We start from the raw sequence: 19,411 nt of genomic DNA, 5'->3' as shown, positions 1-19,411 counted from the left end.
CCCCTCGTCCGTCGTACCCCGCCGCTGGTCCGTCGTACGCCGCCGCGCCCGCGCCTTCGTATCGCGCATCGTCGCCTCGCGCGCGCTGGCTCCCATCCGACGCCTGCTACGCCCCTTCGACCCGCGTACCAGAATCGGCAAACGCCGCAGCTTCCAACTGCTCTCCGTCGCGACGATCCTCCTCTTCATCCCGATCATCTACGTGCGCGGACAAGGCAACCCCTACGTCTACTCCGAGGCCCAAGTCCCCGCCGAACCGGTCGGCATCGTCTTCGGCGCAGGCGTGCAAGGCGACCAGCCCGGCAACTACCTGGAAGGCAGACTGAACCTGGCGCTGCAACTGTGGCACGCAGGCAAGTTCAAGGTCTTCCTCGTCACCGGCGACAACTCGACGCCCACCTACAACGAGCCGAAAGCCATGCGTGACTACCTCACGGCACGCGGCGTGCCCGAAAGCGTCATCGTCCTCGACTACGCCGGCTTCGACACCTGGGCCAGCTGCGACCGTGCCAAGCGCGTCTTCGGGGTCACCAAGGCCATCCTCGTCAGCCAGACCTTCCACATTCCCCGCGCCACCTACCTATGCCGCGCTGCCGGCATCGACGCCTACGGCGTAGCCGACCCCGACGGTCTCCACGAGGGATCCGTCACCGAATGGATGCGCAACGGCCTCCGCGAGGTAGCAGCCTCCTTCAACGCGATCTATCAGGCCATCATCCAGCCCGACCCCATGTTCCTGGGCCCCAAGGACGACGGCGTAGCCCAGGCCCTGGCGACGGCCGACACCGCCAACTGACCGAACTGGCTGAACTGTCTGAACCGGCTGAATTGACCAAACGACTGAAGTGGCTGAACCGGCTGACTGACCAAACGGCCGAAGTGGCTGAACCTGCCGAACTGACCAAGCGATGGAGCTGGTTGAGCCAGCGCACGTTGTCAACGTCGCCCGGTCCACCTAGGCTCCGTCGGCCCGCAAACGCCCCAACGAACGCCAGACCCGACGCATACGGCCTGATCCAATGCCCCCGCGACATCGCCTCCGGCGCTGCGGCATCGCCTCCGGCGCCGCGGGTACGCCTGCGTCCGCGACGGAATGAGTTAGGTTCGTGGCCATGGATCTGCTGCCCTGGGCCCAATCCCTCGCCGAGCAACTCCTCGCCCAGGAACTCCCGCGCCGCTGGGCCCACACCCAAGGCGTCGGCTACCTCGCCGAGGTACTGGCCGGCATCCCCGCCCTCGGCGACGACGCCGAGCTCCTAGCCGCAGCCGTATGGCTCCACGACATCGGCTACGCCCCCGGCCTAGCCGACACCGGCATGCATCAACTAGACGGTGCCCGCCACCTCCGCGACACCGAGAAGGCCAACCCCCGCCTCTGCGCCCTGATCGCGCACCACACGTACGCCGACATAGAAGCCCGACACCGCGACCTACACGCCGTGCTGGAAGCCGAGTTCCCACCCATCCCCGGCCTGTTGGCCGACGCCCTAACTTACTGCGACGTCTCCACAACGCCGGACGGCGAGCTAACCAACGCCAAGGACCGTCTCACCGAGATCTTCGCCCGCTACGCGCCCGGCTCGATCGTCTACGAGACCATGACCGAAGCGACCCCACTCATCTTCGAGTCCGTCGCCCGCATCTCAGCGCTCATGTCCACATGCCTCTAGCACGCGGAACCGCGCTTGAGCGGCCGAGTCAGATCAGGCCGGGCTACGTGTGCCCAGGCTCCTCGCGGATCAGAATCCGCAGCTCAGAGCCGGTGCCGAAGCGAAATTCGAGTCCGCACGACCGGTCGGTCAGGGAGGTTTAGGCTCGATCACCCGGTGTCAGCCCACGTACGTGGTCGCCCGCTCCTGCAGGTCAGCCTTATCAATGTACGTCGGCGGACGTCGACGCACCGGGGCGAACAGACACTGAAGCTGAGACTACAGCCATTGATTTACGCGGATATACGGGTGCCTATCGCGGATGCTTGTCTACGCGACTCGGGGCGACCGCAAGGGCGCCGCGGACCGCCAACGCTCGGGAACTTACTCGAGCCCGGCTGCGCGGCGGAGCATGGACCGCGTGTCGGGGTCGACGGGCCGTCCCTGTGTCGAGGGTGCGGGAGCCGGGTTTGCGCGAGCTAGTGGCAGTAGTTCGTCGTACCGGGGATCTCCGGGGACTACTTTGGTGGCGCCGTCGTAGTAGACGCCGTCCTCGGTCCGCCCGCGGAGCGGCACGAGGATGGTCACACCGTCCGGGGCAAGCATCGGCGGCGTCGTGGTGTCCATGTACGCCGTCTCTTGTTCATCCGAACTGTCGTTCAAAGTAGTCCTCCATCGTCTTGGCGACCTGCGCGTTGCAGAGAGCGAGGTTCTTCAGAGCGTCTCCGCCTTTGACCCATGAGGCGAATCCCTCAGCGAACAACTCCTGGGGATGATCGTAGTAGTGGCTCCAGTTCGGGTCTTTCCCGACGGAGTTCACGACGTTGTTCTGGACCGTCTGCCAGTCGCTCTGGCTGCTCAAGTCACCGTAGGCCGCGTCGGCGCCGTGACCGAACTCGTGCAGCGGTACGCTCACGCTGGCACTCGCACCCGATGAGTTTATCAACAACCGCCGCGAGCCCGGGAGGTAGACGCGCGACGTCGTCCCACTTCGAGCCAGGAGGCCAGCCCCGCGGCGCACCAGTGAGGCCTGCGCCGCCCGGCAACTGGTTGATGGGTTTGTCGCCAATGCTGATCCGGCCGCCGGGCTGGTCCTCCATAAACTTCGTGACCTTGCCGTAGACCTTCGAGGGCACAGTGGACAGTTCGTCGATCGCCGCCTGAGTGGCTGCCGTCTGGTCGGTGATTGCCACCGGATCGGGCCCAGGCGTCGGTGTGGTCGGTTTGCGCCGTTCCGGACTGGGTTCCGCTCCAGTCCCACCTGCCTCGTCATTTTCGGGGTCGAGAATGGACTTGATCTTGTCGTGGAACGCCGGTGTGCTGCCACTGGCCGGTGGCGGGCTGGCGACAGGGTCTTGAACTCTGGTCGGGACCTCGCCCGGCTTGATCCCGTCGAACGTGTCGCCGAAGTCGCTGTCGACGGTGGCTAATTTGCGTGCGCCCTGCAGCGCGCTGTCAGCGGTGATCGCGTGAAAGTCGGCAGTTTTGCCCGTGAAGTCGTCGGCGGCCTTGCCGAACGTGTCTTTGAGGGCGATCGCAGCGTCGCGTTGCCCTTGTCCGCCCGCCATCAAAACTGGATCCCGGCGGCCTGGGCGTAGAAGTTCGCCGCGTGCGAGCGCATCACGTCGGCGTGCTGACGAAGAACGCCTACGCCGAAAGACGTTGGCAAAGCGTTTGGCCGCTTGCGGTGCGGTGAGCAGCAGTGACAGGCAGTGCAAGAAGTTAACTTCCCGTGCGGTCAGCTGAAGCGTCCGGCGCACGGTCGCGGGCGCGGATTGCTGTGGTCCTCCGCTTGCCCCGGAGGTCGAACCAGGTAGTCCTCCGGTGTATGCGATTCGCCCGTGGAGTCGGGGACGACGGCTCGGAGGTTGACGACTGGGACAAGGAAAATACCGGCCTCGGCAATCTCGAAAGAGGCCAGAACAGAGACTGAGCTCGGTACTAGATCTTGGATTGCCCACAAGGTGAGCTAGACCATGCAGGTCAGATGACTGTGCCCGGAGCGGGACTCGAACCCGCACGACCTCGCGGTCAGGGAGGTTTAAGATCGCCCGGTCGGTGTCCGCCGACGTACGCGGTTGCCCGCTCGCGCAGGTCAGCCGTATCAGCGTACGTCGGCGGACACCGACGTATCGCGGCGGACTGAGACTGAAACCGAGACTGCAGAACTTTATATGAGAGCCCGACCTTCGGCCAGGCGAGCCCGCCGCTACCTCGGCGCGGCCAACCAGATGCGCCCCTGACAGGCGCAGTTCCCTGGACGGCGTAGTGGTCCAGACAGAGCTTGCCACCATGAGTATCCTGGTTAAGTAGCCTAATCGCGCGTGAATGGGGTGGTCGCATGACACAGCAACCTACGGTTGAGTCGCTGTCTCAAAAATACGCCGATCCGAAGTGGCGCAAGTCGCTTTCCGAAATCGTTAACATCGCCGCCTTGCTGAGGCACAGCATTATTGACGCTGAGTACAAGGTCTCGGACGCTATGAATGGCGCCATCGTCCTTACCGATTATGGCTCGAAGATACGGCAGCAGCTAATAACGAAGCATGACGTACCGGCGAAAGAAGCTTCCCTAATTTGCCTTCTGGAAATAGCTAGCGACGATTTGATCGTCGATGTTGAGAAGACAAATACTGGTAAACTAATTGAAGAAATATCGGCACACATTAGAGACGGTAAGATTAAATATCCTCTCCGGTACACGCGAGAGCTGTATGACAAAGCGGCTGACCTTTTTCCCGACCGCCGCGTAAGGCTTAACTCTCATGATACCGCTCGCCTGCTTGAAAATACGCCTTGTGGTGTATTCCAAGTGGGTACACACATTACCGGCCCTCTAGGAATTGCGGAAAGCATGCAAGGCCGCTGGATTGCGCCTAGATCCCATTTGGCTCTCCAGCACTGCTCAGACGTGGCCTGTCACGCGGCGCATGTCACGGACTTATCTACAAACTATGATGCCCAAATAAATCGCGAGCTTCCCAAGGTAGCCAAAGTTTTGCAGAGCACAAGCAAAGCTGCAGAAGTATGGGCCGAGTTCATTAGCGAAGTGCGGTTTCCAGAGGACGCAAGCTACGACGCCTATGACTTCCTGCCGGCGCCGCTCCTGCTCGGCGAGTGCTTTTCTATGGAAGAGCTACGGGAGATGGTGCGGTGGTTACACGAAAACGCCGGTCCGCAAGTGCGCGATGAAATGCGTCGGGTCGGCTACGGGAGCGGCCGAGAGGAAAAACTTGAGGAGGCAAATAGCGGCACGCTGCTTCAGCTGTGCTGGATCGCACGATCGAACGAGATTGCCAAGGCTATTGACGCGCTCATTTCATCTAATGTAGTCAAGATAGCGCCGGGAGAAGTTAGAAAGCGGCAACTTACCGAGGATTGCTTGGGTCCATTTGAGCTCTTTGGAGAGGTGGGTGCCTACGGTTTCAGGTCGAAGTCTTTGGACGACGACCTTCCCCTCCTGAGGCTGCAAAGGCTCGTTGGCGGGCTGTACGACATGACAAAATCCGAAGACCGCGAAGAGCTGAACTGGCAACTTCGAAGCGTTGAAGGACCCAACATAGAATCGAGGCTTGCTGATTTTCTTTACAAGCACGACCCTGCTTCAGTGGTCGAAAACATAGTACTAGCGCGTAAGCAAAACGTAGATGTCGCATTCGAAAAGCTGCATATTACAAACCAGGGCTTGTCGGCCACTGGCGTAAGTTCAGACAAGGATCTGGTCAACCAGATTCTCTGGAAGCTTGGATTCGATCTCCCCCTTCCGACCAAGCGGACAGAATTGTTCTGGCGCTACCACGGTGAAATGACTCAGCTCGTCCGCGATGCGCTGGCGAGCTCAAGCATCAATATTGAAAAAATAAAGAGCGCGGGCGCGCTTTATTTTCCTGAACTTGAGGGCGTCCTCGAAGACTCCCTGCAATACGCTTGGTGGGCTTTGACAAATGATCACGTATCTAGTCGTCGCCCATTTGTCTACGCGCAGAGTTACGGCGAAGAGGCCTGGCGTAGCTTGAGTGATTACCAGAAGAAGGACAAGAATCTGGAGAACCTGTCTTTAAACGGCAGGCGAACGCTATATCCGCTAGTCAATTCTTTTGGGCATTTTTCATCATTTTTGAAAGATTTATGCGTCCACGCCGACGAGTATGTGCGAGCAGTGGACGCCGCGCCGGGCTACGTCGGAAAGACGGATATACAAAAATTTCCATTCGCTCACACGGTTCCTTTTCTGGATCTAGTGTCTGGCTCGCAAGATGCGTTGATCGAAGGCTCTGCCACCGTGTCGATTCTCTTGCGGGCCGCAGATGTGGTTGGAATGCGGAACAATTTGGCGCATTTTCAAAAGACGCCAGTCGAACTCGGAGCGCTTGAGCAGGCGCTCGACGCCACTCGGCGCGCAATCGAACGATTGGAGGCAATGGGTTTTTGCCGAATGATTTACGCAATCAGCGAGCGATCGACCGACCGATGGGGTCGGTCTACTGTCACGCTAACCGGCGCGGATGGTAGCGCAATTAGTTTGGCTCAGCCGTCGTCGTTTAAATGGGTAGGAATGCCCAACCTTGGCGTTCCACAATATCTGTTTAAGGGTGCTATATTTGAGTCGCCGGGGGAAATGCTTAGGTTCTCCGATGACCCCGAGTCTAGCTTTTCCAAGATGTGGGATAATTACCCGCGAAGGTGCCGATATTCCACTTATCGCGCTGGCGGAGAAGCTGCAAGCGCTGTGGATGCAGCTGCGTCCTCACACAAGATTCTTCCATAGGCGGTTTTGCTCACTAGAATCACTATCGCTGCTGTGCCATTAGGCGACATTGGTCTTAGAGTGGAAACTTATAACTTTGAGTCTTGCCAAGCCCGCTCGAAGCTCGCAATATACGTGGAAAAAAGGGTCGCATGGGCGGAGTGGCAGAGATGGAGAATGGGCGCCGCGGAGGCGTTGACGCCGTGGATATGTGCGTTGGCCAGCAGTCGGTTGTCGGCGCGGAAGAGGGAGTTGTACAGCGTCGTCCGGTGGAAGCGAAGCTCTGTGGTGTCGCAGGTGACGAGTGGCTTAAGTAGGGCTTGGGCGTTGCAGATTCGAGCTGCCATTGAGTCGCCGATGCCCTCGTCCTCGCCGCGTTGGGCGACTACGGCGGATTCGGGGTCGCCGAGAAGGATGCGGATGCGGACGCCCGCGTCCGCCTTGCTGGCGAGGAGTTGGAGCACGCCGGCGTCTTCGAACAAGAAGAGGCCGCTGTAGACGAGGATGTCGATTTCGTGCTCGGCGCTGGCGAAGTGCTGGTGCCAGATGTCGCGGGGGACAGCCCAGCGGTGAGGGTAGACGGCTCGGATCTCTGGGCCGAAGCGGCGGGCGTGGGGGTTGTCGGCCGCAGGCCACAGCTCCTGCTCGTCCATGTCTAGGAGCCGGGCGAGCGCGGTACGCGTGCTCGGGTGGGGGAGTCGGCCAGCGAGCCAGCGCTCTACCGTCTTTGGATCTACTTGGAGTTTCGCCGCGACATCGAGCCGGTCGATGCCCTTGGCGGCGAGGGCGTTGCGCAAGGCCTCGTTCACGGACGCTCCTGGTGACGTGGGCGGGACAAGTTCGAGCATAGCGAAGAAGTCCCTAGACGTCCCTTCATGTGCGGTATTTGTGTCCGACGATTGCGCCGATGCTCATGCACACGGTTGCCATGTGTACGAGCGATCAGGAGGCCGATCGTGGTTGCCATCCGCAGGAGTTCGCAGTGAGGAGCGAGCTCTCGCCTGGGCGTGGCGTGGGCGGTAGTCGCCCCAGCGCTTCCCATCGGATTCAAACCTTTGATAACCGGCGGCAGTTCATCGTCCGCCCCGACCAGATTCGCAAGGGCGACTGGCTGCGCGATTTGGGCACGCTGCGTCAGGTCGCGTCCGTGACCGTGAGGGACCGTCCTTCGTGCCACGATCGAAGCTTCGTGCTGCGGTTCACTGAGACGCCCGCGGTGCAGCATCTGTCGCTAAGCATCCCGAGCACGGTGGAGACGGTCACGGTCTGGCGAGCGCCCATCGACGCGGACGGGGGTGGCGGCAGTGTATGACCTTGAGATCGTGATTCATCGCGGCGGAAGTCAACCATTTCGCCGGACCAGCATCCCGACTGAATCGCGAGTGAAGGAGCTCGCCGAGAGCTTCCTTGCTGCCTGGGGCATCCGTGGGCCGGACAGCCTTAGGGACAGCGCGGAGTCGAAGTTCGCCGACCGGCTCGCCGAGATCGGCGAGTATCGCCACGACGAAGCCGACTACGCAGTCGTCGTCAAGCGCGCGCTGTAGGGCAGCCCGATAGTCCCGCTCGGCGTCCGCGTCGGCGTGTGCCGAGCGTCCGGCCAGCGAGCCGAGGCTACATCTTTTCGAGCCACTAGCCCCTTCGGTTCGGTGAGGTATGAGCCTGGCCTTCCTGACCGTGCTCACGTGTGAGAGTCATGGCTGCCGGCCCGTACACGCTTCTGCCGCGGGGATGGCGGTCAGCCCCCGGCGCGCCCCAAGCAAATCCGCGCCGGCCGCTGGCCAGCAGCCGTTGACGAGCGACGAAGAGCACCCTGCGCATTTCTCAGGGCGAGCCACGGAGCTCGATGAAATACGGATCTCATTCGACCTACCATCGCGAGTGAACGGACAACCCGTGACGCCATCTACTAGCGACTACGCAGACATCGCGCAGGAGGCAGACGCTCGCCTCAGTGCGCGTGAAGATCACGCGATCCCCAGAGCATCACTTGGACTCAGTTCGAGGAAGTCCGCCGATGAGCCCCCCAACCAACTCTCAGAGACCGGTTCACAGCAAGAGCGGCCTCGCCACGGCGAGGACCCCGCCGCTTACAACCACCAGTCGAGGCGGAAGGGCGTGCAGACGGCCACGCGATTCGACGGCGCACGGCTCGCTGCCGTACGTCGGGACGCGCTCGGTGTAACCCAGGCGGAGTTCGCGCAGAGAGTACGGGAGGCCGGGCGAACGCTCGGGTTCCCGCACCTCAGATGCGCGAAGCGACTGGTGCAGAAGTGGGAGAACGGCGAGCACGCCGTGCCGAGCGTTCCGTATCAGAAGGCAATTGCCTACGTGACGAGGATGGACTTTGAGTCCTTCTGTCGAGCTGCGTCACGGGCCGACGTTGAGGCCGAGCGTGTCGCGCCGCCGCTCGCGGAGCACGGCGCAGAGAACGAGTCGGGCTCCGCCATCGGATCAGTGATCGTCGCCGCGCCGTTTCCGCAGCGCGGCAGGGCCCATCAGTTGCGACTCGACGGTAGGCATCTGCGCGCGGTGCGCGTGGAGAAGCTCGGGCTGTCTCAAGCGGACTTCGCTGTCGCGGTCCAGGCCGCTGCCGACAGGCTCGGCTTCAACGTGCATTGCACGAAGCGACTGGTGCAGAAGTGGGAGAGCGGCGACCACGCGATGCCGATCCCCGAGTACCGAAAGGCCCTCGAGTTCGCGACCGGAGAGAGCATCGCGACCCTATGTGAGCCAATTCTGCCGGCGAGTCCAAGTGAGGTAGCCAACCGGCTCGCCATCCTCATCGAGGAGCAGGCGGAGCACTATCAGAAGCTCACCGAGCTCTACGCCTACCTCACGCGCCCGCCCAGCCCGCAACGTGGACCGCTGCGCAACGAGGACTTGATTGAGCAGATCCGCGCCCAGCGGGCCACGGGCGCGGGTAGCAGGACCATCGCCACCCGGCTCGGTGTCAGCGAGACCACGGTCAAGCGATACATCGAGGATATGACTGCGCCCATCGTTGAGTACAAGCCGATGACTGAGGAACTGGCTAATGAGGCACGCATGCTCTACCGGAACGACCGAAACCTGACGATCGCCGAACTCGCTGGACGCTACGCCGTTCACCCGAGACAACTCGCCGACGCCATCAGCGGCAAGACGTACCGAAACAGCGGAGCCACGCCCGTCTACACGTTGCGTCCCGAACCCGACTTCAGCGACTAGATCGACGCGAGACGCCGCGGTGCGGGCAGCAGGCACGGAACAACACGGCTGGCGCTGCCAGACCCCGCCCTTGGTGCCGCGTCGGGCGGAAACGTGATGAGATGGGGCATCACCTGGCGCACTGGGAAGCGAGGATCGGGCGAGTGAGCTCGCGAGCTACAGCGTGGGGCGCGTACAAGACGATCACAGCGTCGCTGCGCCAGCGCATCATGCGCGGCGAGTTCGCGCCCGGTGCGCTACTGCCCAGCGAGGCGGAGCTTTCCTCGGAGTACAGCGTCTCTCGCAATACCTTGCGGCGCGCGCTGACGGAGCTCGAAGAGGAGCAGCTAATCAACGTGCTCCCTGGGCGCGGGCGCGTCGTAGCTGAGCCCGGCAAGCCAAGAGGGGGCTCGCAGCGCACCGAGCCCAGCTATCGTCTGATCGCGGCTGACCTCCGGGCGAAGATTGAGAGCGGCGAGTTGGCTCCTGGTGACGCCTTGCCTAGCGAGGCTGTCCTCACGGCTCAATACGGCGTATCACGCGGGACGACGCGGCAAGCATTCCTGGAGTTGCAAGCCGCTGGGCTTATCGAAGCAGCTCAGGGCAAGGGTAGGTTCGTGCGGTTGGCTCCAGGCGAGGACGTCTGAAGACGTCCGGCGAGGACTGCTGACGCGGGCGTTAGGCGCGGAATACCGTCAAGGCGTGGAACTCCTCACGTGGGCTCGTGAGCTTGCCGAGCAGCTACTTGCCGAGCCGTTGCCGCGCCGCTGGGCGCATAGCCAAGGTGTCGGCCGTCGCGCCGAGTCACTCGCGGGTGTCCTCGGTAAGGATGCGGAGCTCCTTGCCGCTGCTGCCTGGCTGCACGACATCGGCTACGCGCCCGAACTCGTCAAGACTGGGATGCACCAGTTGGACGGGGCACGCTACTTGCGAGACAACGCGAGCGCCGATCCGCGGCTCTGCTCCCTGGTCGCTCACCACTCGTGCGCGTGCATCGAAGCAAGGAATCGCGGCATGCACGCAGCGCTTGAGGCTGAGTTTCCGCCGGTCGGAGGACTGCTCGCTGACGCGCTGACGTACAGCGACATGACGACGACGCCGGACGGACGCACTACGGATGTCGAGGACCGGCTTGCCGAAATCCTCGAACGCTACGAGGCCGGGTCGGTCGTCTTCGAGTCAATCAGTGAGGCGAGCCCACGCATTGTCGACGCTGCACACAGGATCTCTGAGCTCATTGGCGCTCAGCGATAGTTCGCTGAGCGGCCCGCACGAGCGCACCCTGCTCGTCACGGCGCCACTGCCAGCCGGCGCTGTCGAGGAACTCGATCTCGATTGGCTCGGGGCCGACGTACGAGGCAAGCCAGTCGTGCGGAGCAAGCCGGCGGATGGTCTGGCCCGGCGGGACCAGGCCGACGAACTGAGTCTCGGGCTCATCGTCGCCGCGGGTGGGTAGTGGGAGCTCGACCTCGTATATCGGCATGTCGGACGAGTTGTGGACGTGAAACATGAGCTCTCGCGAGCCGTCCGGCGTGCGGTAGAGCTCTACCCACGCGGAGACCTTCGAGGCCTGGGCGCGTCGCTCGTCCTCTGTGCGGTCAGCCTCTCGCCTGTGCTCGCTGCGCAGCAACACGAATCCGGTAACGAACGCGCCGACCGTGCCTATAGATGCAAAGATGTTGGCTGTTGTGTCGATCCACTCAATCCCCAAGGTGTGGCTTCCCGCCCGCGAGGTAGTCCGTGATCCGCATCTTCATCGAGCGGTCGATCTTGAGTCGGCCGATCGCGTCCGGCTCTACCCAGTGCACTTCGCTCGTTTCGCTGCTCGGTTTCGGCTCGCCGGCGACGGGGCGGGCGGTGAGCACGATCGAGAACTCTTGCCGCACCTCGTCGTTGCTCGTGTAGTGGATCACGTGCTTCGGATCGCTGTAGATGCCGACGATTCCGGTGATCTCGCACGTGATGCCGGTCTCCTCCGCGGTCTCGCGCACGGCCGCGCCGACGACGGATTCCCCGAGATCGATGGCTCCGCCCGGAACCGCCCAGTTGCCGTTGTCCGTTCGGCGGATCATCAGAATCCGGCCAGCGTCGTCGACTACGACGACGTTGACTGACGGGACGAGGCTGTTGGCGGGTGGCGCGTCCGGGTCGTCGTAGTAGTCGATCCTGCTCGGCATGGTGCGTTACTCCAGAGGGCTCGCGCTGTCCCAGACTCGTTCGAAGCTGGTCAAGTAGTTCGTCACCATGCTGCCGCCGGCCACTTTCCGCAGGTGAAGAACCGGTGCGTGGGCCGCCGTGAAGCCGTAGATGTGGGTGTTGACCAAGAGTTGGTCGTCGGCGCGATAGATCGAGTTGTACAAGATCTTGTCGTGTAGGCGGAACTCGATGCCGTCAATGCCACGCAGCGGCTTGTACATGACGAGCGCGTTCTTGATCTTCCCGGCCATGGCTTCGTCGACGCCCTCGTCTGCGCCGCGCTGGGCGACTTGCTCGCTCTTTGGGTCGCCGAGCAGGATGTGGATCTTTACGCCTGCGTCCGCCTTGTTGCGAAAGATGCGGTGAATGCCCATGTCTTCGGACAGGAAGAGCCCGCTGTAGACGAGGACGCCGATCTCTTCCTCGGCCGACTCGAAGAGCCGATGCCATAGCTCGTTCGGAACCGTCGAGCGGTGTGGGAAGACGTTGAGGATCTCGCTCTCGGACGCGCCCGTGGCTTGCTCGGCCGTTAGCGCGTCGGGCCAGAGGTACGTTTCTTCCATGCGCAGGAACGCAGCGACGGCGTACCGGTGGCGACGGTAGGGCGTGCGGCTCTTGGTGATCCAACGCTCGATCGTCTTTACATCGACCTCGATGGCTGCGGCGAGCTCGTCCGGTGTGACGCCGCGTTCCAGCAGCGCAGCACGCAATCGCTCGTTGGCCATCATCACCCTGTGTCTTCGGCTCGTCGCGGGGACGTCCTCCAACTTAGGGGAGACGTCCTGCACAAGTCCAGCCATGTTTGCGATCACGCGGGGGACGTCCGCGAGACGGTCGGTTGCGTGGTGATCTCGTCCCCTGACCTGGCGCGATGCTCTTCGTGTCGGCGCAAGAAGCGCCGGTAGCCCGGAGCCGGATCGCTCGAAACCTCCCTTGTATTGACGTCGCGTCAGTCCTTGGGCATTCTGAATCTGCACATGCTGTACATGTGCGGATTCTAGAACGAGCGGTCGGCTCCCAACCGAAGGGAGTCCAACCGTGAACATCTACTCGACCAGTGACGAGGGACTGACCTGCCCGTGCGGTGCCGTGATCAGCGAGGACGAGCACAGCGACTTGTGCGCGAAGTGCCGTTCGCGTGCGCGTTGGAACCGGCGCGTCGCGGGACGGCGGCGGGGTCAGCGCGCCGAGGCTCGCCGGGACGGTGGCCGGTCGTGAGCGGCAACGTCGAGTTCCTGCTGAGCCCGCAGCGCATCAAGCAACGGCGCGGCGCTTATCAGATCACCCTGGCTCAGTCACAGGACTGGGCGCGGCTCTGGCCGCGTGACGAGGGCGTCCACCCGACGTTCCGCCTCGTCGTGCTGCCGATCAGGCTGCTGTCACTCGCCCTGCTCTGGGCCACGTCCACGCCCGGCCGGTTGCTGCTCGGTATCGGCCTGGCCGCCGTCACCGCGCTCGCGATCATCATCCGCTGACTCCGACCCGGAAGGAGGTTCTACATGGTCGTTTCGCTCTCGCTCGTCCTGCTGCTTGCCGTCTTCGTCTACCTGATCTGGCGGTATGCCCGGCTGCCGCTCTGGCAGATCGTCCTTTGCGCGCTGCTCGGCTTCTACCTGGCCTCGTCGTCGGCCGGCCCGGACATCGCGCACGCGGTCCAGGCCTTCACACGCTTCCTGTCCCGACTCCACCTCTGAGGAGACAACAACCAATGTCCGACGCGACGAACGCGAGCTCGCCACCGCGTGACCTGTGGGTCATGGCGGGGATGCTAATTGCCGCAGCATCCGCCGCCGTGGCCAGCTTCACCGGCCTGCGCGGGCTCGCGCTCATCACGGGTTGGCCGACGCGGCTCGCGTGGCTATTGCCGGTCACCCTCGACGCATACGCGATGACGTCGGCTCGCGTCTGGCTCGCCTCGACCACGCGAGCCAGACGCGCCCGGCGCTTCGCCCGAGCCAACGCCATCGGCGCAATCGCGGCGAGCATCGCGGGCAACGCGACGTACCACTCCGTGACAGTCGGCCTGATGCACATCACGCCACCGATCGTCGTCCTCGTCGGTGCCGTACCGGCCGCTGTACTCGGTTTCACGGCGCACCTTCACGCGCTGCGGACGCTCGTCGAGCCCGAGGACGTCCGCGAGGACGAGCCAGAGGACGGAGCTGCGCCGGCCGAGGAGCGTCCCCAAGTCCGTACTCGGAGCAAGCCGAAGCGTCGGCCGAGGCCGCGCACCGAGGACGAGCTCAGGACGGCCGCGCGTGACGCGGATACGGCGTACCGGGCCGCGCACGATGGCCGATCGATCACGCGGGACGAGTTGCGGACCGTACTGAAGATCTCCGGGACAAAGGCGACCGAGCTGCGTCGCTGGCTCGCCGCCGAGGGCTCGCAACCGGAATCGGAGAGGCCGACCGCATGAAGCACGTACGCCGATACGAACCAGATCTCGATCTGGAGGCCGTCAAGCTGCGGCTCAACGCTGTGACGCAACGTCGCGTCCGTGACCGCGAGGCAGTCGCCGATTTGCGCGTCGAAGTCACGAGCCTGCTCGCAGAGATCAGGCGGCTCGTGCGGATTGAGCGCGAGCACCGTCACGAGTTCGCGGACCTGCTCGTCGCTGCGCGGGATGCTCTCGCGGCCGCAGATGCCGGCGACAAGTTCGCGCTGCTTGGGCTGCGTCTTGAGGTGCGCCGACACCGTGAGATCACGGCCGAAGAACTCGACGAGTGGCGCGACTGGAGCGACCTGCTTGAGCCGCGTCGCAAGACCACAGAACACGCTGACCCCGATTGAAAGGAGGCGCTGACCAACTGATGCCGACCGAATACGCACCACGCCCGACGCTCGACCAGGAGGCCGTTCGATCCCACTTCCGTACCGCCCTGCGCTACCGCACACCTGCCGCTATGTGGGCCGCGCTCGCCGATATCCCTGTCCTGCTCGCCGAGCTCGATCGTGCGGTCTTGCTCGCGACCGAGGCCCGTACCGAGTTCGCCAACCTGCTCGCCGCCGCTCGCGCCGCCGAGGCCGCTGGAGCCGAGTACGGCACCGAGTCCGAATCCCTGTGCCTGCTGCGCGATGAGCTCGCCGCGCACGAACCCATCACTGCCGAGGAGATCGACGAATGGAGCTGGCGATGAGGGCATACAGCCGACGCCATCGTCGGATGCTCCGGAACCGCAACGCCGCACCGCTCATGCTTGTCGCGGACGGCAACGGGTTCGCGGACGTCCTCGCCGCGTTGGGACGTCTCCTCTACCGGTACCGCTCGGAGCTCGCGCCGCTCACGACTGTGCTTGTGCTCGCGATGGCGGGGGAGCTGCTGCACACCGAACACCCGCAATGGTGGCCGTACGTCGCGGGCGCGGCCGTCGTCCTCGCTGGCGTCGTCGGGGCGACCGGAGCGCCGTTCCGGGCCGAGCAACGCAGTGAGCGCGTGTACGCCACGGCGGCCGTCTTCGCGGCGGGCGGGTGGTTGAGCGCAGCGGCCAAACTCGGGCCGTCCAGAGACCCGCTGCCGACGCTGCTCGGCCTGGCTGTGCTCGCGGGCGGATTGCCGTGGTGGACCCATCGCCGGCGCCGGATGCGCGTCACGGTCGACCGCACGATCCAGGCATGGCCCGACATTGCCGAGCAGGTCGGCTTGGCTGGCTCGCGCGTCCTGTCGGCCGTCGTCGACGTCTGGGGATGGCGCGCCCGGATTGCGCTACGCGGCGGACAGACCGTCGCCGATGTGGTTGCCCACGTGCCAGCGATCGAATCGGGGCTCGGCACGCGTCCGGGAGCCGTGCGCGTCGAGCCGGACCCCGCGCACGCGGGACGAGCCACGATCCGCGTGCTGGCGACCGATCCGCACGCCGAGGCCATCCGGTGGACGGGGCCGTCCGTCCGCAGCATTACCCAGCCGATCACGCTCGGCGTCTTCGAGGACGCCACGCCAGTCCGCGTCAGCTTCCTGCGACGCCATGCGCTCATCGGCGGCATCGCGGGCTCGGGCAAGAGCGGCATCCTCAATGTCATCGTCGCGAACCTTGCCGCGTGCGCAGATGTCGTGCTGTGGGGGATCGACCTCAAGGGCGGCATGGAGCTGCGGCCGTGGCTCTCCTGCATGGACCGGCTTGCGACCACACCTGCCGAGGCGACGCAGCTCCAGCGCGACGCCGTAGGCATCCTCGAAGCGCGAGCCAAGGCCATGGGGGAGGACGCGGCCCGCGTCTGGAATCCGAGCCCGCAGCATCCCGCGCTGATCATCATCACCGACGAATACGCCGAGCTCGCCGAAAACGCTCCCCTCGCTGCCGACGCTGCCGATTCCGTGGCTCGACGCGGCCGAGCATTGGCCGTGACGGAACTCGCCGCGACTCAGCGCCCGACACAGAAGGCCATGGGCAATGGCGCGCTCCGTGCCCAGATGGACATCCGGATCGGGCTGCGCGTGCGCGAGCGGCGCGACACCGATCTCATCCTCGGACAGGGCATGCTCGCCGCCGGCTGGCACGCGCACACGCTCGACGCGCCCGGCAAGTTCCTCATCTCTGCCGAAGGCCTCGACCACCCGCGCCGCGCCCGCGGATTCCTCGTCACTGACGAGGACGTAGCCACCGAGGCCGCTCGCTGGGCACCGATCCGTCCGCCGCTCGATGACCTGTCCGCCGCAGCGGTCGGCACGGCTCGCGACGCCGAGGCGGACGGCTCGGGCGAAGTGCTCGAAGGCGAGATTGTCGACGGCTCAGTTGACCCCGAATCCGTGCTCTGGGCGGCGCTGCGCGAAGCGCCGGACGAGGGCGTGACCATCCCCGAACTGATCATGACGACTGGAATGCAACGCACATGGATCTATCTCCGACTCCAGCAGCACGCCCGCAACGGCCGCGCCGTCCAGGTCTCCCGAGGACGCTGGCGCGCCGCCGATCCGCACCGCGAGTCACCCGCCGCGTAGTTGTCCGCGTCCGCGTGGACGTCCGCAGCCTCGCGCGCGTCTGCGCAGTACAACGCGCGGACGGACGACGGACGGATGTTTGCGCGGACGCCCTGAGCTCGACCGAAAGGAGGTGCCACCCACGAACGCGAACCATGACGAGCCACTGCTCTACACGATTCACGAAGCAGCCGCAGCGCTACGGATCAGCAGGACGAAGCTCTATGAACTTCTTGATTCAGGCGACGTCGAATCCGTCTACATCGGCCGCAGCCGCAAGATCCCCGCCGAAGCCTTGCGGATCTACATCGACAACCTGCGGGCGCGCAACAGCCGACCCGCAGCGTGAAGCCAGAGATGGAAAGGAGTGATGCACATGGCTCCGTTGAGACCCCGGAGTCCCAACGGCTCAGCGAAGGTCTACAAGGGCGCAGACGGGTATTTCCACGGCCGCGTTCTGATGGGCGTCAAGGAAGACGGCTCAGAGGACCGTAGGCACGTCATGTACCGGAACGAGGCCGACGCGATCAGGGAAGTCCAGAGGCTGGAGAAGGAGCGGGACGCCGGCCTCATCGCGAAGGCGGGTCGCGTGCCGACCGTCGCCGAGTGGATGCGCACGTGGCTCGACACGATCGCGCCGCGCACGGCTCAGCAGACGACGGTGGACGAGATCTACCGGCCGAAGGTCGAGCGCTGGATCATCCCCCGGCTCGGCAAGCACAGGCTCGACCGGCTGCTCCCCGAACACGTGGACTCGTTCTACACGTACCTCGGGCAGCAAGGGCTCTCGACGAAGACAGTGCGGCTGATTCACCAGATCCTCTCGCGCGCGTTGAAGATGGCCGTGCGGCGGGGGAAGGTGGCTCGGAACGTGGCTAGCCCGATGTACGTCGAGACGCCGACGCACCGTGAGCAAGAGATCGAGCCGCTGAACCAGGCCGAGGCTCGGAAGATCCTCGACCTGGCCGCCGTGCTCCCGAACGGCGCGCGCTGGTCCGTTGCTCTCGCTCTCGGCTTGCGGCAGGGCGAAGCACTCGGAATGCGCTGGGGATGCATCGACCTCAAGGCGGGCACGCTGCGCGTCTTCCAGATCAAGCGGACCCGCTATCGGCACGGCTGCGAGGACCCGCACGCGTGCGGGGAGACGCGGCACCGGGAGGCGTGTGCGACTCCCTGCGAGAAGCACAAGAAGCGGTGCCCGGTGCCGTGCCGGCCGGACTGCCGTTTCCATGCCGAGCGCTGCCCGCAGCGGCTCGGCGGGGAATGGGAGTTCCGGCAGCCGAAGGGCGGAAAGGTGCGGACCGTCGTCCTCCCCGAGCCGCTGATCCGAGAGCTAAAGGCGCATTGGCGCAAGCAGAAGAAGCTCAGGGAAGCGGCGGGGGAGGAGTGGGAGGACTGGGACTTGTGCTTTCCCAACTCGCTCGGCAAGCCGTACGAGTCGCGCGACGACTGGGCCGACTGGAAGTGGCTCTGTAAGGCCGCAGGAGTTCGCGACGCGCGGCTGCACGACGCTAGGCACACGGCCGCGACTTTGTTGCTTGAGCAGGGCGTCGATATTCGGGTTGTCCAGGAGATCCTTGGGCACTCCACGTTGGCCGTCACCAAGCGGTATACGCACGTCACGAGCCGGCTCGCAAAGGAGGCCGCGGAGCGGATGAGCCGCGCGCTCTGGGAGCTGCCAGACGACGACGAGGCCAGCGACAGCGAAAAATGACGGTCAAGGCAAGGTAAATAGAGACTGTCGCCGAGACTGGGGACGGCTTTGGATCTTGGCGATGTTCGCAAGTTGAGCTAGGACTCCCAGCTCAGAGAGGTGCCCGGAGCGGGACTCGAACCCGCACGACCTCGCGGTCAGGGAGGTTTAAGCTCCTTGTGTCTGCCGTTCCACCATCCGGGCGCGCGCAGGGCGCCGGGACAGCGTACCGGGTTGGCGCGGGGTTAGGCGAAGGCGCGGGCGGCGCGGCGGAGGTCGTGCTCGTGGACGATCGCGGTGGCGTAGCTGTGCGGCAGATCGAACTCGTAGCGGAGCCAGTTCACGCGCTCCTCGAAGCGGGCGAGGCCGGGGCCGGCGTCGACTTCGCGGCACCAGTCGTTCAGCGCGCGGCCGGTGACCTGGGGGATGCGGGCGAGGAGGTTGCGATGGGTCTGATCCGAGTGGTGCATCGACATAGGGGCGTCTCCCAAGAGTGAACCGGAGTACCGGATATGGGGAAATGACGGCTGTCGGGGGCGTGACCGGCCCGTGACTTGACTGTGCCTGAGCTTCGCGCTCTAGGCAACCCCCGGAGGCGGGCGAATCGGGGCGGAGTGTGCGCCGTGCCGCGGGACGGACGGTGAATTCGGGGGGAACGACGTGCGGACGTGTGCGGCTGGATTAGGCTGGAAGGGTGCAAGACCTGGCCGGTGTCGCGTCCGTCGCCGCCCGACTCGAGGCTGTGCTGGCCCGGTTGGCGGGACGTTTCCGCAGCATGCCCGAGTCCAAGCTGCTCGGCCGGCTGCCGGACGGGCAGCCGCGGGCGAGCGCGGGGCACGAGTTGGCGGAGTGGCTGGCTTACGCGGCGCAAGGTGTGGAGGACCGGGATTCGGCGGTGGCGCCGGAGTGGCGGCAGTTGCCGTTCGACGGGCCGTTCGTCGTGGGGGATCAGATCGGCGTGACGGGGCACGATCTGCTGACCGCGTGTGCGCGGGCCAGCGCCGTGACGGGTGATGGCGGCG

The 19,411-nt window shown here is 64.5% G+C and carries 24 protein-coding genes and 1 tRNA gene; 17 read left to right on the top strand and 8 right to left on the bottom strand.

The window, feature by feature from the left end; translation table 11 throughout:
* Together KDK95_RS28415 and KDK95_RS28410 are read left to right on the top strand one after the other, a co-directional pair.
* On the top strand, positions 1-796 hold a 796-nt coding region (locus tag KDK95_RS28415), incomplete at its 5' end, for a SanA/YdcF family protein (protein WP_306466709.1).
* A gap of 316 nt (positions 797-1,112) precedes the next feature.
* A complete protein-coding gene (locus tag KDK95_RS28410) occupies positions 1,113-1,670 on the top strand; it encodes an HD domain-containing protein (RefSeq protein WP_212521389.1) in 558 nt (185 codons plus the stop codon).
* 622 nt (positions 1,671-2,292) lie between these two features.
* Here KDK95_RS28410 and KDK95_RS28405 read toward each other — a convergent pair.
* Positions 2,293-2,511 (bottom strand): hypothetical protein, encoded by a 219-nt coding sequence (locus tag KDK95_RS28405; RefSeq protein WP_212521388.1) that lies wholly within the window; start codon positions 2,509-2,511, stop codon positions 2,293-2,295.
* A 1-nt stretch (position 2,512) separates the two neighbouring features.
* Complete coding sequence (locus tag KDK95_RS28400; RefSeq protein WP_212521387.1) at positions 2,513-3,217, bottom strand: hypothetical protein; 705 nt, start codon at positions 3,215-3,217, stop codon at positions 2,513-2,515.
* Positions 3,218-3,990: 773 nt separating this feature from the next.
* Between KDK95_RS28400 and KDK95_RS28395 the strand changes: the two genes are divergently transcribed.
* Positions 3,991-6,417: a hypothetical protein gene (locus KDK95_RS28395; RefSeq protein ID WP_212521386.1), complete on the top strand. Its 2,427-nt coding sequence runs from the start codon at positions 3,991-3,993 to the stop codon at positions 6,415-6,417.
* A 68-nt stretch (positions 6,418-6,485) separates the two neighbouring features.
* Here the strand turns inward: KDK95_RS28395 and KDK95_RS28390 are convergent, their stop codons facing one another.
* Positions 6,486-7,205, bottom strand: a complete 720-nt coding sequence (locus KDK95_RS28390; protein ID WP_212521385.1) for an XRE family transcriptional regulator — start codon at positions 7,203-7,205, stop codon at positions 6,486-6,488.
* A gap of 98 nt (positions 7,206-7,303) precedes the next feature.
* Here KDK95_RS28390 and KDK95_RS28385 point away from each other — a divergent pair, with 98 nt between their 5' ends.
* The 5 genes from KDK95_RS28385 (at position 7,304) to KDK95_RS28365 (ending at position 10,836) form a co-directional block, all read left to right on the top strand.
* A complete protein-coding gene (locus tag KDK95_RS28385; RefSeq protein WP_212521384.1) occupies positions 7,304-7,708 on the top strand; it encodes a hypothetical protein in 405 nt (134 codons plus the stop codon).
* Positions 7,701-7,940 carry a hypothetical protein gene (locus KDK95_RS28380; RefSeq protein ID WP_212521383.1) on the top strand — a complete coding sequence of 80 codons (240 nt, stop codon included), beginning with the start codon at positions 7,701-7,703 and terminating at the stop codon, positions 7,938-7,940. Before KDK95_RS28385 ends, KDK95_RS28380 begins: the two co-directional genes overlap by 8 nt.
* Positions 7,941-8,511: 571 nt before the next feature.
* The gene (locus KDK95_RS37495) at positions 8,512-9,603 is read left to right on the top strand and encodes an HTH domain-containing protein (protein ID WP_212521382.1); all 1,092 of its coding nucleotides are present in this window, start codon (positions 8,512-8,514) and stop codon (positions 9,601-9,603) included.
* Positions 9,604-9,746: 143 nt separating this feature from the next.
* Entirely contained in the window at positions 9,747-10,229 is a 483-nt protein-coding gene (locus KDK95_RS28370; RefSeq protein WP_212521381.1) for a GntR family transcriptional regulator, read from the top strand.
* 55 nt (positions 10,230-10,284) lie between these two features.
* Complete coding sequence (locus tag KDK95_RS28365; RefSeq protein WP_212521380.1) at positions 10,285-10,836, top strand: HD domain-containing protein; 552 nt, start codon at positions 10,285-10,287, stop codon at positions 10,834-10,836.
* Here KDK95_RS28365 and KDK95_RS28360 read toward each other — a convergent pair.
* The 3 genes from KDK95_RS28360 to KDK95_RS28350 are packed head-to-tail and all read right to left on the bottom strand — an operon-like array spanning position 10,817 to position 12,503.
* Positions 10,817-11,293 (bottom strand): hypothetical protein, encoded by a 477-nt coding sequence (locus KDK95_RS28360; protein WP_212521379.1) that lies wholly within the window; start codon positions 11,291-11,293, stop codon positions 10,817-10,819. The two genes, KDK95_RS28365 and KDK95_RS28360, sit on opposite strands and share 20 nt — an antisense overlap.
* Complete coding sequence (locus KDK95_RS28355; protein ID WP_212521378.1) at positions 11,283-11,759, bottom strand: NUDIX domain-containing protein; 477 nt, start codon at positions 11,757-11,759, stop codon at positions 11,283-11,285. The genes KDK95_RS28360 and KDK95_RS28355 overlap by 11 nt, the downstream gene beginning before the upstream one ends.
* Positions 11,760-11,765: 6 nt before the next feature.
* Positions 11,766-12,503, bottom strand: a complete 738-nt coding sequence (locus KDK95_RS28350) for an XRE family transcriptional regulator (protein WP_212521390.1) — start codon at positions 12,501-12,503, stop codon at positions 11,766-11,768.
* Between the two features lie 489 nt (positions 12,504-12,992).
* On the opposite strand from KDK95_RS28350, the gene KDK95_RS28345 reads away from it, so the two are divergent.
* The 8 genes from KDK95_RS28345 (at position 12,993) to KDK95_RS28310 (ending at position 18,410) form a co-directional block, all read left to right on the top strand.
* Positions 12,993-13,253: a hypothetical protein gene (locus tag KDK95_RS28345; RefSeq protein WP_212521377.1), complete on the top strand. Its 261-nt coding sequence runs from the start codon at positions 12,993-12,995 to the stop codon at positions 13,251-13,253.
* Positions 13,254-13,277: 24 nt separating this feature from the next.
* A complete protein-coding gene (locus KDK95_RS28340; protein ID WP_212521376.1) occupies positions 13,278-13,472 on the top strand; it encodes a DUF2304 domain-containing protein in 195 nt (64 codons plus the stop codon).
* Between the two features lie 14 nt (positions 13,473-13,486).
* Positions 13,487-14,197 carry a DUF2637 domain-containing protein gene (locus tag KDK95_RS28335; RefSeq protein WP_212521375.1) on the top strand — a complete coding sequence of 237 codons (711 nt, stop codon included), beginning with the start codon at positions 13,487-13,489 and terminating at the stop codon, positions 14,195-14,197.
* Complete coding sequence (locus KDK95_RS28330; protein ID WP_212521374.1) at positions 14,194-14,571, top strand: hypothetical protein; 378 nt, start codon at positions 14,194-14,196, stop codon at positions 14,569-14,571. The genes KDK95_RS28335 and KDK95_RS28330 overlap by 4 nt, the downstream gene beginning before the upstream one ends.
* A gap of 20 nt (positions 14,572-14,591) precedes the next feature.
* Positions 14,592-14,918 carry a hypothetical protein gene (locus KDK95_RS28325; protein WP_212521373.1) on the top strand — a complete coding sequence of 109 codons (327 nt, stop codon included), beginning with the start codon at positions 14,592-14,594 and terminating at the stop codon, positions 14,916-14,918.
* The gene (locus KDK95_RS28320) at positions 14,903-16,717 is read left to right on the top strand and encodes an FtsK/SpoIIIE domain-containing protein (protein WP_212521372.1); all 1,815 of its coding nucleotides are present in this window, start codon (positions 14,903-14,905) and stop codon (positions 16,715-16,717) included. Before KDK95_RS28325 ends, KDK95_RS28320 begins: the two co-directional genes overlap by 16 nt.
* A 112-nt stretch (positions 16,718-16,829) precedes the next feature.
* Positions 16,830-17,045, top strand: coding sequence for a helix-turn-helix domain-containing protein (locus KDK95_RS28315; protein ID WP_212521371.1), 216 nt, complete (start codon positions 16,830-16,832; stop codon positions 17,043-17,045).
* A gap of 27 nt (positions 17,046-17,072) precedes the next feature.
* Positions 17,073-18,410 carry a tyrosine-type recombinase/integrase gene (locus KDK95_RS28310; protein ID WP_212521370.1) on the top strand — a complete coding sequence of 446 codons (1,338 nt, stop codon included), beginning with the start codon at positions 17,073-17,075 and terminating at the stop codon, positions 18,408-18,410.
* A 100-nt stretch (positions 18,411-18,510) separates the two neighbouring features.
* Here the strand turns inward: KDK95_RS28310 and KDK95_RS28305 are convergent.
* Both KDK95_RS28305 and KDK95_RS28300 read right to left on the bottom strand, forming a co-directional pair.
* Positions 18,511-18,593, bottom strand: a tRNA-Leu gene (locus tag KDK95_RS28305).
* Between the two features lie 41 nt (positions 18,594-18,634).
* A complete protein-coding gene (locus tag KDK95_RS28300; RefSeq protein ID WP_212521369.1) occupies positions 18,635-18,865 on the bottom strand; it encodes a DUF4287 domain-containing protein in 231 nt (76 codons plus the stop codon).
* Positions 18,866-19,083: 218 nt separating this feature from the next.
* On the opposite strand from KDK95_RS28300, the gene KDK95_RS28295 reads away from it, so the two are divergent.
* Positions 19,084-19,411 (top strand): hypothetical protein (locus KDK95_RS28295; RefSeq protein WP_212521368.1); only part of this gene is annotated, 328 nt, incomplete at its 3' end.

The sequence above is a fragment of the Actinospica acidithermotolerans genome, from assembly GCF_018139625.1.
GTDB classification, from domain to species: Bacteria; Actinomycetota; Actinomycetes; order Streptomycetales; family Catenulisporaceae; genus Actinospica; species Actinospica acidithermotolerans.
This window is presented reverse-complemented; position numbering and strand designations above follow the sequence as displayed.